Source organism: Mycobacterium nebraskense, assembly GCF_002102255.1.
Taxonomy (GTDB): domain Bacteria; phylum Actinomycetota; class Actinomycetes; order Mycobacteriales; family Mycobacteriaceae; genus Mycobacterium; species Mycobacterium nebraskense.
This window is the reverse complement of record NZ_LQPH01000149.1, coordinates 1-15,155: the sequence shown is the minus strand read 5'-3', so window position 1 is coordinate 15,155 and position 15,155 is coordinate 1. Positions and strand designations below refer to the sequence as shown.

Annotated in this window: 15 protein-coding genes; 8 read left to right on the top strand and 7 right to left on the bottom strand. The window is 68.3% G+C overall.

What is annotated here, in order from left to right:
* The first annotated feature begins 8 nt into the window (after nucleotides 1–8).
* The 3 genes from AWC17_RS21095 to AWC17_RS21085 are packed head-to-tail and all read left to right on the top strand — an operon-like array spanning nucleotide 9 to nucleotide 2,282.
* Nucleotides 9–479: an SRPBCC family protein gene (locus AWC17_RS21095; RefSeq protein WP_046183137.1), complete on the top strand. Its 471-nt coding sequence runs from the start codon at nucleotides 9–11 to the stop codon at nucleotides 477–479.
* 20 nt (nucleotides 480–499) lie between these two features.
* Nucleotides 500–1,384: a class II glutamine amidotransferase gene (locus AWC17_RS21090; RefSeq protein WP_046183136.1), complete on the top strand. Its 885-nt coding sequence runs from the start codon at nucleotides 500–502 to the stop codon at nucleotides 1,382–1,384.
* A gap of 28 nt (nucleotides 1,385–1,412) precedes the next feature.
* Entirely contained in the window at nucleotides 1,413–2,282 is an 870-nt protein-coding gene (locus tag AWC17_RS21085) for a patatin-like phospholipase family protein (protein ID WP_046183146.1), read from the top strand.
* 31 nt (nucleotides 2,283–2,313) lie between these two features.
* On the opposite strand, the gene AWC17_RS21080 is transcribed toward AWC17_RS21085, so the two are convergent.
* Nucleotides 2,314–3,393, bottom strand: a complete 1,080-nt coding sequence (locus AWC17_RS21080; RefSeq protein WP_141224708.1) for a patatin-like phospholipase family protein — start codon at nucleotides 3,391–3,393, stop codon at nucleotides 2,314–2,316.
* Nucleotides 3,394–3,482: 89 nt separating this feature from the next.
* Nucleotides 3,483–3,926 carry a lipoprotein LpqV gene (locus AWC17_RS21075; RefSeq protein ID WP_046183135.1) on the bottom strand — a complete coding sequence of 148 codons (444 nt, stop codon included), beginning with the start codon at nucleotides 3,924–3,926 and terminating at the stop codon, nucleotides 3,483–3,485.
* A gap of 111 nt (nucleotides 3,927–4,037) precedes the next feature.
* On the opposite strand from AWC17_RS21075, the gene AWC17_RS21070 reads away from it, so the two are divergent.
* Both AWC17_RS21070 and AWC17_RS21065 read left to right on the top strand, forming a co-directional pair.
* On the top strand, nucleotides 4,038–4,628 hold the full coding sequence (locus AWC17_RS21070) for a cysteine dioxygenase (RefSeq protein ID WP_046183134.1): 591 nt from the start codon (nucleotides 4,038–4,040) through the stop codon (nucleotides 4,626–4,628).
* The gene (locus AWC17_RS21065) at nucleotides 4,628–5,077 is read left to right on the top strand and encodes a rhodanese-like domain-containing protein (RefSeq protein WP_046183133.1); all 450 of its coding nucleotides are present in this window, start codon (nucleotides 4,628–4,630) and stop codon (nucleotides 5,075–5,077) included. Before AWC17_RS21070 ends, AWC17_RS21065 begins: the two co-directional genes overlap by 1 nt.
* On the opposite strand, the gene AWC17_RS21060 is transcribed toward AWC17_RS21065, so the two are convergent.
* From AWC17_RS21060 to AWC17_RS21050, 3 genes are read right to left on the bottom strand one after another with little or no spacing between them, the layout of a single operon-like run.
* Entirely contained in the window at nucleotides 5,078–6,850 is a 1,773-nt protein-coding gene (locus AWC17_RS21060) for an alpha/beta hydrolase (protein ID WP_085165066.1), read from the bottom strand.
* A gap of 7 nt (nucleotides 6,851–6,857) precedes the next feature.
* Nucleotides 6,858–7,640, bottom strand: coding sequence for an enoyl-CoA hydratase (locus AWC17_RS21055; protein WP_047324020.1), 783 nt, complete (start codon nucleotides 7,638–7,640; stop codon nucleotides 6,858–6,860).
* A gap of 12 nt (nucleotides 7,641–7,652) precedes the next feature.
* Nucleotides 7,653–8,711, bottom strand: coding sequence for an enoyl-CoA hydratase/isomerase family protein (locus AWC17_RS21050; protein ID WP_085165065.1), 1,059 nt, complete (start codon nucleotides 8,709–8,711; stop codon nucleotides 7,653–7,655).
* A 225-nt stretch (nucleotides 8,712–8,936) separates the two neighbouring features.
* Between AWC17_RS21050 and AWC17_RS21045 the strand changes: the two genes are divergently transcribed.
* Nucleotides 8,937–9,788 carry a Bax inhibitor-1/YccA family protein gene (locus AWC17_RS21045; RefSeq protein ID WP_046183143.1) on the top strand — a complete coding sequence of 284 codons (852 nt, stop codon included), beginning with the start codon at nucleotides 8,937–8,939 and terminating at the stop codon, nucleotides 9,786–9,788.
* 74 nt (nucleotides 9,789–9,862) lie between these two features.
* On the opposite strand, the gene AWC17_RS21040 is transcribed toward AWC17_RS21045, so the two are convergent.
* Nucleotides 9,863–11,080 carry an acetyl-CoA C-acetyltransferase gene (locus tag AWC17_RS21040; protein ID WP_046183130.1) on the bottom strand — a complete coding sequence of 406 codons (1,218 nt, stop codon included), beginning with the start codon at nucleotides 11,078–11,080 and terminating at the stop codon, nucleotides 9,863–9,865.
* A gap of 87 nt (nucleotides 11,081–11,167) precedes the next feature.
* Nucleotides 11,168–12,142 (bottom strand): SGNH/GDSL hydrolase family protein, encoded by a 975-nt coding sequence (locus AWC17_RS21035; protein WP_046183129.1) that lies wholly within the window; start codon nucleotides 12,140–12,142, stop codon nucleotides 11,168–11,170.
* 231 nt (nucleotides 12,143–12,373) lie between these two features.
* Between AWC17_RS21035 and AWC17_RS21030 the strand changes: the two genes are divergently transcribed.
* Nucleotides 12,374–13,453, top strand: a complete 1,080-nt coding sequence (locus tag AWC17_RS21030; RefSeq protein ID WP_047324010.1) for an alpha/beta hydrolase fold domain-containing protein — start codon at nucleotides 12,374–12,376, stop codon at nucleotides 13,451–13,453.
* Between the two features lie 69 nt (nucleotides 13,454–13,522).
* On the top strand, nucleotides 13,523–14,929 hold the full coding sequence (locus AWC17_RS21025) for a cystathionine beta-synthase (protein WP_046183127.1): 1,407 nt from the start codon (nucleotides 13,523–13,525) through the stop codon (nucleotides 14,927–14,929).
* The last annotated feature ends 226 nt before the right edge of the window (nucleotides 14,930–15,155 follow it).

Genomic DNA, 15,155 nt, shown 5'->3' with positions numbered 1-15,155 from the left:
GGAATCCCATGACCCAACCCCTCGTCGTCGACCAATCGCATGTGGTGCCCGTCGCGCCCGACAAGGCGTTTCACGGCACGCTGCCCGTCTCGCTCCCGGAGATCTTCGGCCGCTGGTACGGGCCGATCCCGCCGATCAAGGAGGTGCGGGAGCAGACCGGCGCCTGGGATGCCGCGGGCCAGAGCCGCACGATCATCCTGGTCGGCGGCAGCGCGCGCGAAAACCTGACCAGTGTCGACCCGCCGCGGTCGTTCGGCTACCGACTCACCCAAATCCACGGCCCGATGGCGCTGCTGGTCGGCTCGGTCACCGGCGAGTGGACCTTCACCCCGGCTGGCGGCGGCACCGAGATCACCTGGCGCTGGACCATTTACCCGAAATCACCGCTGTCCGCACCGGGCCTGCCGCTGTTCGGGATGCTGTGGAAGCGCTACGCGCGACGAGCGCTGCAAGACCTCGCCGAGGTGTTGACCCGCTAAGCCTGGGTACCGTCGAGACCATGTGTCGACTATTCGGGCTACACGCCGGGACGGACGTTTGCACCGCGACGTTTTGGTTGTTGGACGCTCCCGACAGCCTCGCCGAACAGAGCAGGCGGAACCCGGACGGCACCGGCCTGGGCGTCTTCGACGAGCGCGGCCGGCCGCAGCTGGACAAGCAACCCATGGCGGCCTGGGAGGACGCCGCCTTCGCCACCGAAGCTCACGAGATGACCGGCACCACCTTCATCGTGCATGTGCGTTACGCGACGACCGGTTCGCTCGATGTCCGCAACACCCACCCGTTCCTGCAGGACGGCCGGATCTTCGCGCACAACGGTGTGCTTGAGGGGCTGGACGTCCTCGACGAACGGCTACGCGAGGTCGGCACCGACGGTTTGGTTTTGGGCGACACCGATTCCGAGCGGGTGTTCGCGTTGATCACCGCCTCGATCAGAGCGCTCGACGGCGACGTAACGGCGGGTCTGGCCGACGCCATGAAATGGCTCGCGGCCAATGTGCCGCTCTACGCGGTCAACGTGCTGCTGAGCACCGCGACGGACATGTGGGCGCTGCGGTACCCGGAAACCCATGCACTCTACGTCTTGGACCGATCCGGCGACGCCCCCACCCAAGCCCCGAAATTCGACATGCGCACCAAGCGAATTCACGCCCGATCGGAACATCTGTGCACCCGCCCGTCGGTGGTGTTCGCCACCGAACGCATGGACGACGACCCCCGCTGGCGGCCGCTCGAGCCGGGTGAGCTGGTCCACGTCGACGCCGCGCTGCGTGTCGACCGCAGTGTGATCCTGCCCGACCCGCCCGCACACTTGATGCGTCGGGAGGATCTCAGCGCGCCCGTGGAGGAATCGCAACACGTGCTGCCGAGCGCCCGGCGCTAGCCGATAACGGCCTGGCAGAGTGGGTGCCGTGACAACCAGACGAGCGCTTGTGCTGGCCGGTGGAGGAATAGCGGGAATAGCCTGGGAGACAGGTGTTTTGCGCGGTATCGCCGATGAGTCACCGACGGCGGCCCGGCTGTTACTGGACTCGGACGTGCTGGTGGGGACGTCGGCGGGCTCGGCGGTCGCCGCGCAGATCGGCAGCGGCAGCACGCTCGACGTGCTGTTCGACCGGCAGGTTGCCAAATCGTCGGCCGAGATCGATTCCGGGGTCGACGTCGACGCCATCACCGAGATGTTCCTGACGGCCTTGGCGGAGCCCTATGCGGACGCGTCGGACAAGACCCGACAGCAGATGCAGCGGATCGGTGCCGTGGCGCTGGCGACCCAAACCGTTCCGCCGCCGGTGCGCCGCCAGGTGATCGCGCAGCGCTTGCCGTCGCACGACTGGCCCGACCGCGCGCTGCGGGTCACCGCCATCGACGTGGCCACCGGCGAGTTGGTGGTTTTCGACCGCGAGTCCGGTGTCGACCTCGTCGACGCGGTGGCGGCCAGCTGCGCCGTACCCGGGGCGTGGCCGCCGGTGGCGATCGCGGGCCGGCGCTACATGGACGGCGGGATCGCCAGCTCGGTCAACCTCAATGTGGCCGGCGATTGCGATGCGGCGGTGGTGCTGGTGCCCGCGGGCGCGGACGCGCCTTCGCCGTTTGGTGCCGGGCCGGCTGCGGAGATCTCCTCATTCACCGGCGCGACGTACGCGGTGTTCGCGGACTCCGACTCGCTGGCGGCCTTCGGGCCCAATCCGTTGGACCCCGGCTGTCGCGTTCCCTCGGCACTGGCCGGACGCGAGCAGGGCCGCCGCGAGGCCCAGGCCGTCGCGCGATTCCTGGGGGTGTGATCGAGGCCAACCCGTTGCGGCGGTGCGGGTTTCAGCCCTCGATCGCGGGCGGCGCGAAACGCTCGTTCTCGAAGGCGTCCAGGGCCTCGTCCGCCAGCGCACGGCCGACGGCGATCACCTCCGCAGCGCGGTGAAATTCCAGGCCCCGGCACGTCGAGCGCGGGATCTCGATCAACAGGTCGGGCGGGTAGACCGCCAGCGTGTGGCGCGCCAGCGCGGCCTGGGCGATGTCGATCGTCCGATTCATCACCTCGAAGCTGCCCAGCTTCGGGACTTCGGGTGCGACATCGGCCAGTTCGCCGGCCGCATCATCCTGGGCCGCGGGCTCCTCGACCTCCGAACCGTCCGGCCAGCTGGCCGCTTCCGCGGCGGACCCGCCGAATCTGCCCAGGACGGCTCGCGCGGTCGGCCGATCGAGCAGCGACCGGGCGGCGGCGGTGTCGAGCAGCGCGGAGGTGCTGCGCACCATACGGTTCAGCCACTCGGCGGTCGCGCCGGCCTCCGTGCCGCGGTTGGCGATCGCCTCGCTGCCGCTGAGGCTCACCGCGATCGTCACGTCGGCGTTGACCGCCGAAAGGGGGGCCATCGGCAGCGGGTCCAGGATGCCGCCGTCGGCGAGCAGGCGCCCGTCGACTTCGTATGGGGCGATCACGCCCGGTATGGCGATGGAGGCCCGGATCGCCTCGTCGACCGGACCGCGCTGGAACCACACCGACTTACCGGCCAACATGTCGGTCGCCACCGCGGTGAAGGGGATGGGCAGCTGCTCGATGGTGACCGGGCCGAGGATGTCGCGCACCGTGTCCAGAATTTTCTCGGCCCGCATCACTCCGGCCGCGCTGATCGAGAAGTCCAGCAGCCGCAGGATGGTGCGCTGCGTCAGGGACTTCGCCCAGTCGGCGAACTCGTCGCGGTGCCCGGCCGCCTCCAATCCGCCGACCAGCGCGCCCATCGACGAGCCCGCGATCCCCACGATCTCGTAGTCACGGGCGCGCAGCGCGTCGATCACCCCGATGTGGGCGTAGCCGCGGGCCCCGCCGCTGCCCAGCGCCAACGCCACCCGCGTCGGCGACGATCGGCGCGCGACGACTCCGCCAGGTTCGTCCGGCATCTCTTCATTCTGCGCGGCCGAACCGGTCGGCACCGGCCGGGCGGCAGTTTTGGTAGCCGTGAATTCAATTGCGCGGGGATTCGAAAGCGCTAGCCGCATTCGTCCCTGGCGGCGGCGCGCGCGGCGGTGATCACGGCCGCCTGCCGGGCAGGGGGCAGATCCGCCCATCGGGCATTCCAGCTGCCCGCAGTGCCCGACGGCGCGGCCTGGACCATCGCCAAGTAGGGCTCGAACAGCGACTGGCCGGTCCTGGGCTGGTCGTCCATCCATAGTTTTGCGGCGTGACAGGCCTGGTAATACTCTTCCTCGGTCGAATTCGCGGGAACATCGACCCTGGTCGTCACGCCGGCGGGGGACAGCCCGACGGCGCCCGGGGGCGCCTCACCGGGACCGTCGGGTATGCCCGCCGGCCGCGCCGACGAGGACGCGGGCTTACCGCTCGGGGCGCCGGGCGAGCACCCCGTGATCGCCAACAGACTGGCGGCCACGACGAGCGTGCCCCACAGCCAGGGTCGATGACCGCACCAGCGCACCCGCCCAATCTATGCAACACTGGCGGCCGTGATGGAGCGCTTCGGATTTTGCGAGTGTTGTCGGCCGTAACACGCCGCCGCCTGTCCGATCCTTTTCTCTGGAGCTCCACGATGTCTTTGCCCCTTGCGAGCCCTGTGCCTCTCGCCGCTCCGGCTGCGTTGCGCCCGCGCACCTTCTCGCCCCCATCGTCGGGACCGACCCGCCTGCGGGTTCCCGACCTCCTGCACGCCACCGACCGGGCCGCCGACGACGTGCTGAGCGGACGGTGCGACCACCTGCTGCCGCCGGGCGGCATACCCGAGTCGCGCCGCTGGTTCACCCGCATCCACGGTGACGAGGAGCTGGACGTCTGGCTGATCAGCTGGGTTCCCGGTCATCACACCGAACTGCACGACCACGGCGGGTCCCTCGGCGCGCTGACGGTCGTGTCCGGGTCGCTCAACGAATTCCGTTGGGACGGCCGCGCCCTGCGGCATCGCCGGCTGGACGCCGGCGATCAGGCCGGGTTCCCGCTGGGCTGGGTGCACGACGTGGTGTGGGCGCCCCGGCCCGTGACCGTGCCCGTCTCGGTGGCGGGACCGTCGCTCAGCGTGCATGCCTATTCGCCGCCGCTGACCGCGATGTCCTACTACGAGGTCACCGGCCGAAATCGGTTGCGCCGCCAGCGGACCGAACTGACCGATCAACCGGAAGGACCGTGATGAGCCGCATCGACGTTGTGTTGAGATCCGCCCGGCGCCGCTTCCGTCGCCTTCCCGCCGCCGAAGTGCCCGATGCGCTGCGGCGCGGGGCGGTGCTCGTCGACATCCGGCCGCAGGCCCAGCGCTTCCGCGAGGGTGAGATCCCCGGCGCGCTGGTGATCGAACGCAATGTCTTGGAGTGGCGCTGCGACCCGACCAGCGAGGCCAAGCTGCCCGAGGCCGTCGGCGACGACGTCGAATGGGTGATCGTGTGCTCGGAGGGCTACACCTCTAGCCTCGCGGCCGCCGCGCTGCTGGACATCGGCCTGCACCGCGCCACCGACGTCATCGGCGGGTTCCATGCGCTCGCGGGTGCCGGTGTGCTGGAACGGCTTTCCGGTGCCGCCTCGGTCGAGGCCGGGCCGGGAGTGCTCGCCAACTCCGGCACCCCCGGTCGCCGCTGGCTCTAGCTAGCCGGTGGAGGTGGCGTCCGAATGGAGCAGTGGCCGCAGCTTGTCGGTTTTCTCCGGCGTCCAACCGGGCGGTGACAGCACGGCGGCCCAGCCGTCGGCCGCGTCGGCGACATAGTGGTGGCCGTGCCCCTGGGGAACGTCGACCGCTACCGCCATGTCCGCCGTAACTTGCAGGAACGTCACCACCGGGATCCAGTGCGTCTCGGGCAGCACGTCATAGCCCCGCCGCTCCTGCAGCCAGTCGGGTTGGCTGAACAGCAGGTCGGGGGACCACCAGGCGATCGGATCCGAGGCGTGTTGCAGATAGACCACCCGCGGGTGGTCCCAGGCGGAGTTCGGGCGCCCCAAATTGGTTGGGCGAGCGACGAACCGGACGTTCTTGCCGTCATTGTAGATCGGCAGCCACTCGGGGGAACCGGCGTCGCGCGTCGATGTCAGGTCGGTCCAGATGGTGTTTTGGAATGTCGGTCCGCTGAACAAGGCGCCGTCGGTGCGGGCCAGGACGTTGTTGAGGCTCATGAACGGCGCCTCGCCGCCGAACGAGCCCAGGCTTTCGCCGAAGACGACGAGCTTGGGGCGTTGCGCTTCGGGCATTTGGCGGATCAGGCGGTCGACGGCCTCGAACAGCGCCTGCCCGGCATGTCGGGCGTTTTCCTTGTCCACCAGGAAGGACAGCCAGCTCGGTAGGAACGAGTACTGCATGCTGACGATCGCGGTGTTGCCGTTGTACATGTACTCGAGCGCGTCGGCTTCCGCCTCGTTGATCCAGCCGGTGCCGGTCGTCGTCGCGACCGCGACGACGGCGCGTTGCAGTCCGCCGGTGCGCTGCAGCTCGCGCGCCGCGAGTTCGGCGGTCTCCGTGATGCCGTGCGCGGAGTTCAGCCCGGCGTAGGCCCGGATCGGTTCGGCTGCCGGAGTGCCGTTGAAGGCGGTCAGTTGGTCAACTGTGGGGCCGGCTTCGACGAAGATGCGGCCTTGGTGGCCAAGGGATTCCCACGACGCCAGCGAGTCGGGACCACCGGATCGCAGCTTGGTCTTCGGCGGCGCGGTGTCGGGATTCATCTCGTTGTTCGCCGAGGCGAAGGTGTTGTTCATGGTGCGCATGGCGGACTTGAGCACGACGCCGTTGAGCAAGGTGATGGTGAGCACCACGAGCAGCGCCACCACGATGGTCGCCGACAGTCGAAACGGCGCGATGCGGTCGACCTGACCGACCAGGAACCTGACCAGCCACCGGATGAACTGGCCGATTTCGACCAGCGTGAACAGCACAACCAGCGACAGGGCCGCTGCCACCGGGTAGTCGTACCACTGCAGGTGCTGAACGCCCATCAGGTCTCGCACGTCGTCCTGCCACACGTGGAACCAGACGGCCATCAGCACCATGCCGAGCGCACCGACCGGGATGAGCACCTTCCACGCCCAGCGCGGCGGCGGGGGGCTGTGATCCTTGGCGCGCATGTAGCGGACCAGCCACACGCCGAAGACGCCCAGTCCGTAGCCGATGGCGCCGGAGATCCCGCTGACCAATCCCTGGAACAGCGCGCCGCGCGGCAGCAGCGACGGCGTCATGGAGAACCAGATGAAGACGAGGCCGACCGTGGTTCCGGTGAACGTGTAATGCCGCACCCACCAAGGCTTTTCGGTCGACTGCGGCTCGCGAGTCTTCGGTTCGGCTGCGGGGCCGGTTTCCGGACGCGCGGCTTCCTCGGTGACCGCCGTCGGGGGGCCGCCGGCGTCGGTGTTCGTCGCTGAACCCGGCTCGCTCATCGTAGGCCTACCGGTGGGTGAAGTTGGGAGCGCGCTTCTCGACGAACGCCGCCATGCCTTCGGACTGGTCCTCGGTGGCGAAGGTCGAGTGGAAGAGCCGACGTTCGTAGAGAAGGCCTTCGGACAGGGTCGATTCGAACGCGCGGTTTACGGCCTCCTTGGCCATCCGGGACGCCGAGCGCGACATTTGGGAAATGGTGGTGGCGACGGCCTTGGCCTCGGTCAGCAAGTCGTCGGCCGGCACCACCCGTGAAACCAGGCCGCTGCGTTCGGCTTCGGCGGCGTCGATGGTGCGCCCGGTCAGGATGAGGTCCATGGCCTTGGCCTTGCCGATGGCGCGGGTCAGGCGCTGCGAGCCGCCCATCCCCGGCAGCACACCGAGTTTGATCTCGGGCTGGCCGAACTTGGCTGTGTCGGCGGCGATCAGCACGTCGCACATCATGGCGAGCTCGCAGCCCCCGCCGAGCGCGTGCCCGGCCACCGCGGCGATGGTCGGGGTGCGGACGGCGGCCAGTTTGGCCCAGGTTGCGAAGAAGTCGGCGTCGAACGCCTCGGCGAACGTCAGGCCGGCCATCTCCTTGATGTCGGCGCCGGCGGCGAAGGCCTTGGCCGAACCGGTGATGATGATCGCCCCGATGCCGGGATCGTTGTCGAACTCCGTTGCCGCGCTGGTGACTTCGTTCATCACCTGGGTATTCAGCGCGTTGAGCGCTTTCGGCCGGTTCAGGGTGATGGTGCCGACGCGCTCGTCGCGTTCGACCAGGATGGTTTGGTAATTCGTGTCAGTCACCAAATCGCCTTTCTAGAAACTCAAGTCGTCGTCGACCGGGGTGAAATACGCCTCGACGTCGGCCTCGGTCACCTCGGCCAGCGTCGCCGGTGACCACTTCGGTTTGCGATCCTTGTCGATCAGCTGAGCTCGGATGCCCTCCACCAGGTCGTGTGACCGCAGCGATGCCGACGACACCCGATAGTCCTGAATGAGAACGTCTTTCACCGCCTCGAGTTTGGCGGCGCGCCGGATGGCTTCCAAGGTCACCGACAACGAGATCGGCGAGCGGGTGGCGATCAAGTTGGCGGCGTCTTGTGGAAGTCCAGGGCCCGGTCCGGCGTCACCGTTCTGGTACCCACGCAAACTGGCGACGATGTCTTCGATCGTGTCCCCCGCGTAGCATTCATCGATCCAATGGCGTTGTGCGGCAAGCCCGCTCGGCGGCGGCTCGACGGCATGCGCGGCAAGCGCACTCTGGACGCCGTCGGCGATGATCGCCCGGGTGAACGCCTCGAGATCGTCGTGCGGCACGTAGTGGTCGGCGAATCCCATGGCGATGGCGTCGGCTCCGGAAAACGGCGCCCCGGTCAGCGCGGCATGCAGACCCAACCCGCCGGGCGCGCGGGACAGCAGGAACACCCCGCCGACATCGGGAATGAAGCCGATGCCGACCTCGGGCATCGCGATCTTGGACGTATCGGTCACCACGCGGGTGTTCGCGTGCGCGCTGACGCCCACGCCGCCACCCATCACGATGCCGTCCATCAGCGCCACGTATGGCTTGGAGAAATCGGCGATCTGGGCGTTGAGCAGATACTCGTCGCGCCAGAACCGTCGCGCCTCGACCCCGTCCTTGCGCGCGCTGTGGTAGATGGAGACGACGTCGCCGCCGGCGCACAACCCGCGCTCGCCGGCGCCCGAGAGCACCACCGCGCGCACCGCGTCATCGTCTGCCCAGCCGGTGAGGATGGCGCGGAGCGCATCCACCATCTGCTGATTCAGTGAGTTGATCGCCTTGGGACGGTTGAGCGTGATCAGACCGACGTTGCCGTCGACGCGGGTTAGAACCTCATCGGATTCGTCGGTCACGCCCTAGCCTCCCATCGCCGGTTCGCCCTCGACGACAAAATCTAGATCGTGACGACCGACGCCATACCCGCGGGTAAGGGTTATCTTTAACGCGACGACAGCAGCTGCGTTCGTTTGGAAGGATCCAGGCACCGGAAAACGCCCAGGTCCGCCGGGAACCCGGACGGGACGCTGATCGTTGAGATTGTGTTCGCACAGCTCGAAGCCAATAGAGAGGATCCGACGGTGCGGGAGACAAGCAACCCGGTATTTCGTTCGCTGCCCAAGCAGCAGGGTGGATACGCGCAATTCGGTACGGGCGCGGCCCCGATGCAGGGCTATGGAGCCGACCCCTACGCGGCCCCCTACCAAGCTCCCTACCAGGAGGTCAGGGCTTCGCGTCCGCTGACCATCGACGACGTCGTCACCAAGACCGGCATCACGCTGGCCGTGTTGGCGATGTCCGCCGTGGTGTCCTACTTCTTGGTGGCCTCCAACCTCGCGCTGGCGATGCCGCTGACCCTGATCGGCGCGCTCGGCGGCCTGGGGCTGGTGCTGGTCGCGACCTTCGGCCGCAAGCAGGACAGCCCGGCCATCGTGCTCAGCTACGCCGTACTCGAGGGCATGGTCCTGGGCGCCATCTCGTTCATCTTCGCCAATCTCTCGGTCTCGCACGCCAACGCCGGCGTGCTGATCGGGGAGGCCGTCCTGGGCACCTTCGGTGTCTTCTTCGGCATGTTGGTGGTGTACAAGACGGGCGCAATCCGGGTCACCCCCAAGTTCACCCGGATGGTGGTTGCCGCCCTGTTCGGGGCGCTGTTCCTCATGCTCGGCAACTTCGTGCTGGCGATGTTCAACGTCGGCGGCGGCACGGGCCTGGGCCTGCGCAGTGGCGGACCAGTCGCGATCATCTTCTCGCTGGTAATGATCGGCATCGCGGCGTTCAGCTTCCTGATCGACTTCGACGCGGCCGACCAGATGGTGCGCGCGGGCGCGCCGGAAAAGGCGGCCTGGGGTATCGCCCTCGGCCTGACCGTGACGCTGGTCTGGCTCTACATCGAGATCCTGCGTCTGCTCAGTTACCTGCAGAACGACTAGTTCTCCTCAACGAAAAGACCGGCACGCCGATGGGCATGCCGGTCTTTTTCGTGTGTGCTAGCTCCGACGATCGATCAGCTCAGCCGCTCGATGATCATCGCCATGCCCTGCCCGCCGCCGACGCACATGGTCTCCAGGCCGAACGTCTTGTCGTGCGTCTGCAGGTTATTGATCAACGTCGTCGCGATGCGCGCCCCGGTCATGCCGAACGGGTGGCCCAGTGCGATCGCTCCGCCGGACACGTTCAGCTTGTCCTCCTCCATGCCCAGCTCGCGTGCCGAGCCCAGCACCTGAACCGCAAAGGCCTCGTTGATCTCGTAGAGGTCGATGTCGTTGATCGACATCCCCGCCCGCGCCATCGCCTTCTTGCACGCCTCGATCGGGCCCAGGCCCATGATCTCCGGCGAGAGGCCACTGACCCCGGTGGACACGATGCGCGCCAGCGGCGTCAGGCCGAGTTCCTTGGCCTTGGTGTCGCTGGTGATCACCAGCGCGGCGGCGCCGTCGTTCAGCGGGCAGGCATTGCCCGCGGTGATGGTGCCGTTGGGCCGGAACACCGGCTTGAGTTCGGAGACCTTCTCGTAGGTGGTGCCGGGACGCGGGCCGTCGTCGGTGCTTACGGTGGTGCCGTCCGGCAGGGTCACCGGGGAGATTTCGCGCTCGAAGAAGCCGCTCTTGATCGCCTCCTCGGCTCGGTTCTGGCTGCGCACACCCCAGCGGTCCTGGTCTTCGCGGCTGACTCCGGTCAGGATGGCGACGTTCTCGGCGGTCTGCCCCATCGCGATGTAGACGTCGGGCAGGTTGCCGTCGGCGCGGGGGTCGTGCCACTCATCGGCGCCCGCGGCCGCGGCCTGCGAGCGCTCCTGGGCGTCGTCGAACAGCGGGTTCTTGGTGTCGGGCCAGGAGTCGGAGTTGCCCTTGCCGAACCGGGAGACGGTCTCCACACCCGCGGAGATGAACGCGTCACCCTCGCCGGCCTTGATGGCGTGGAAAGCCATCCGGGTGGTCTGCAGCGAGGACGAGCAGTACCGGTTCACGGTGGTGCCCGGGAGGAAGTCGTAGCCGAGCTCGACGGCGACGACGCGCGCCATGTTGAAGCCGGACTCGCCGCCCGGCAGGCCGCAGCCCAGGATGAGGTCGTCGATCTGGTGCGGGTTGAGCGCGGGCACCTTGTCCAGCGCGGCCCGCACCATCTGGGTGGCCAGGTCGTCGGGCCGCATGGAGACCAGCGACCCCTTCATCGCGCGGCCTATCGGCGAGCGAGCAGTTGAGACAATGACGGCTTCAGGCATGACGGTTCCCTTCAAATCCCTTCCGGACGGGACGAGCTCGCTTCATAAATCGGGTGGTGATTTCCACGCCGACGGGCTAGCACGAATCTAGTCGTTGCCAACCGGTGGGCACGAAGACGGGGCGGGTCCCGGTACCGGGCGCCGCCACAGCCGCGACATCACGCTGGCGCGGGTGTGGCGCTGGCCGAGCACCGGCGCGGTCGTCGATGCCGCCAAGTCCAGCGGCGGGAACTCGACCTCCTCGCCCAGCGCTTCGCACAGCGCGCGCAGCAGCGCGTCGGCCGCGATCGCGTATGCCGGGGCGGACGGGTGGAAGCCGTCCGGGGAGAACATCACGTGGGGTGTGGACCGCAACTGCGGGGTCAGCAGCTGCGCCAGCGGTACCGGCATACCGCCCGCGGCCCGAACCGACGCGGCTTGGGCGCGGGCAAGTTGCGAGCAACGCTCGTGCGCGAGCGAGCGGAGTGGTTGGGGGATTGCGGTGATGACCCCCAGATCCGGGCAGGTGCCGGCGATCACCACCGCACCGCGGGCGCGCAGTTTGCGAACGCTCAGCCCGAGCCGCTGCGCCGACTGGCTCACGCCGTTGAGGGCCGTCACGTCGTTGGCGCCGACCATGATCACCGCCACATCCGGCGGCGCCCCTGCCACGAACATCGCATCCACTTGGCCGCAAACGCCTTTCGACGTGGCGCCGACGATGGCCTTGGTGCTCAGCCGGATTCGCTTGCCGGTCTGTTCGGCAAGGCCCCGCGCGATGCGCACCCCCGGCACTTCCTCGGTGCTGATGCACCCGTAGCCGGCGGCGGTCGAGTCGCCAAAGATCATCAGGCTCAGATCGAACGGCACGCCGCGGTGCCACCGTTCCACCGGCCCGCCGCCGCGCGTGTACACGCCGTCGGCGCGCGGCGGGATGTCCCACGCCTTGGGAATGACGGTGCGCGCGTGCGTCGCCTGGCCGACTAGCAGGTTGCGCGCGCCCAGGTAGGCAGTTCCCGTCGAGGCGAGTGCGCCTGCTGTGGCCAGGGCGATCGTCGAACGACGCGGCACCCGCATGGTCACGGAAACCAGTTTAGTTCGGCTTGGATGTTTGCGAGGCCGGCTGACAAACAATCTGATCTCGGCGTGAATCGAATTGGTAACGAATCAGACTCTTCGAACGTTGCCCTAAGAAATGCCTGTCACGCTAACTTTCGGGGGTTGGCTGAGCGCCTTGAGCAAACGGCTGAACCAGACGCTTAGCTACCTCGTCACATGCTGTATCGCACTACAAAGGCGTAGGAAGTGTTGAGCATGAGCGCACCCGGCAAGGTATCCGGCTTGCCCCGGAATGCCATTCGTCCACACGACGTCCTGAAGGCCCGTCGAGCCAGGACGCGCAAGTTCGCGATGAGCGATGGCGCGCCGGTCGAGGTTCTCGAATCCGGGCCCAGCGTTGCTGCGCGGGTGGCCAACCTGACGTCACGGGTGACCATCCGGCCGGTTCTGTCCGTCGGCAGCCATGTCCCCAACTTCCCCTGGCCCTGGGGTCTCATCGACTTGGCGGCCCGGGTGGTGCTCCCCGTGTCCGCCACCGTCCGCGAGACGGTGAAGTTGCCCAACGCCTCGGCGCAGCTGGTGCGCGCGCCCGGCGTGCTGCCCGCCGACGGCACCCGCCGGGTGGTCGTCTACTTCCACGGCGGCGCGTTCCTGACGTGCGGTGCCAACTCGCACGGCCGGCTGGTCGAAGCGCTGTCGAAGTTTGCTGATTCGCCGATTCTGGTGGTCAATTACCGGCTGCTGCCCAAGCACTCGATCGGGATGGCTCTCGATGACTGCCACGACGGTTACCAATGGCTGCGGCTGCGCGGATACCAGCCGGATCAGATCGTACTGGCCGGCGACTCCGCGGGCGGCTACCTCGCGCTCGCGCTGGCGCAACGCCTGCAGGAGGAGGGGCAGGGCGAAGAGGATGTGCCGGCGGGCCTCGTAATGATCTCGCCGCTGCTGCAGCTGGCAAAGGAAAACAAGCAGGCGCATCCCAACATCGACACCGACGCGATGTTCTCCCACCGGGCGTTCGACGCGCTGGCCGAGCTGGTTGCCAGCGCGGCCGAGAAGCACAAAGTTGCGGGGAAGCCCGAGGAGCTTTACGAGCCGCTGGAGCACATCAAGCCGGGCCTGCCGCGGACACTGATCCACGTCTCGGGATCGGAGGTGTTGCTGCACGACGCGCGGCTGGCGGCGAGCCGGTTGGCCGCTGTCGGTGTGCCGGCCGAGGTGCGGGTCTGGCCCGGGCAGATTCACGACTTCCAGATGGCCGCGCCGATGGTGCCGGAGGCGGTTCGCTCGCTGCGCCAGATCGGCGACTATATCCGCGAGGCCACCGGTTAGCGCAACCGCGTCGGGTGCCAAAGGGAAGCACATCGTGCACCCCGGGAACCCGCCTGAGACGATGAACGCATGCGGATCGCCCAGCACATCAGTGAGCTCATCGGCGGCACGCCGCTGGTTCGCCTGAATTCCGTCGTTCCCGACGGCGCCGGCACTGTGGCGGCCAAGGTCGAATACCTCAACCCCGGGGGCAGCTCGAAGGACCGCATCGCGGTGCGGATGATCGACGCTGCCGAGGCGAGCGGGGTCCTCAAGCCCGGCGGCACCATCGTCGAACCCACGTCCGGCAATACCGGCGTCGGCCTGGCGCTGGTGGCTCAGCAGCGCGGGTACAAGTGTGTGTTCGTCTGTCCCGACAAGGTCGGCGAGGACAAGCGCAACGTGCTGCTCGCCTACGGCGCGGAGGTGGTCGTCTGCCCGACGGCCGTGCCGCCCGAACACCCGGACAGCTACTACAGCGTTTCCGACCGGCTGACCCGAGAGATCGCGGGCGCCTGGAAGCCCGACCAGTACGCCAACCCGGAAGGCCCGGCCAGTCACTACGCCACCACCGGCCCGGAGATCTGGGCCGACACCGACGGCAGGGTCACCCATTTCGTCGCCGGCATCGGCACCGGCGGCACCATCACCGGCGCGGGCCGATACCTCAAAGAGGTGTCGGGCGGGGCGGTGCGCATCATCGGCGCCGACCCCGAGGGTTCGGTGTATTCCGGGGGCACCGGCCGGCCCTACCTGGTCGAGGGCGTCGGCGAGGATTTCTGGCCGGCCGCGTACGACCGCACGGTGCCCGACGAGATCATCGCGGTCTCCGACTCCGACTCGTTCGACATGACCAGGCGGCTGGCCCGCGAGGAGGCATTGCTGGTCGGGGGGTCGTGCGGCATGGCGGTGGTGGCCGCGCTCAAGGTCGCCGAGGAGGCCGGACCGGACGCGCTGGTGGTGGTGTTGCTGCCCGACGGCGGGCGCGGCTACATGGCGAAGATCTTCAACGACGCCTGGATGTCTTCGTACGGGTTCCTGCGCAGCCGTCTCGACGGCTCGACCGAACAGGCCTCGGTGGGTGACGTGCTACGCCGCAAATCGGGCGAGTTGCCCGACCTGGTGCACACGCATCCGTCCGAGACCGTGCGCGACGCCATCGGCATCCTGCGTGAGTACGGGGTGTCCCAGATGCCCGTGGTCGGCGCCGAGCCGCCGGTGATGGCCGGCGAGGTCGCCGGCAGCGTCTCCGAGCGCGAACTACTGTCGGCCGTCTTCGAGGGCCGGGCCAAATTGGCTGACGCCGTGTCCCTGCACATGAGCCCGCCGCTGCCGATGATCGGCGCGGGAGAGTTGGTCAGCGCGGCCGGTAAGGCGCTGCGCGACTGGGATGCGTTGATGGTGGTCGAGGAGGGCAAACCGGTCGGGGTGATCACCCGATATGACCTGCTGGGCTTCCTCTCGGACGGGCCTCGTGGACCAGGGGGGCGACGCTAGCGGGGGGCCGTTCGGCGGGTGACGCAAGTCTCGCCCGGCCGCTGTGCGCTCAGGTACTGTAATGCCGCCTGGTTCAGCTGGTCCGCAGTGGAAGGGTGCCCATGACCGATCAACCGCCGCCCGGCGGCGCTTACCCGCCACCTCCCTCGTCGCCTGGGTCACCCGGTGGGCAGGAGACCCCGCCCCCTCCGTCGGCACCCGCCGGCGCGCCCTACCCGCCGCCTCC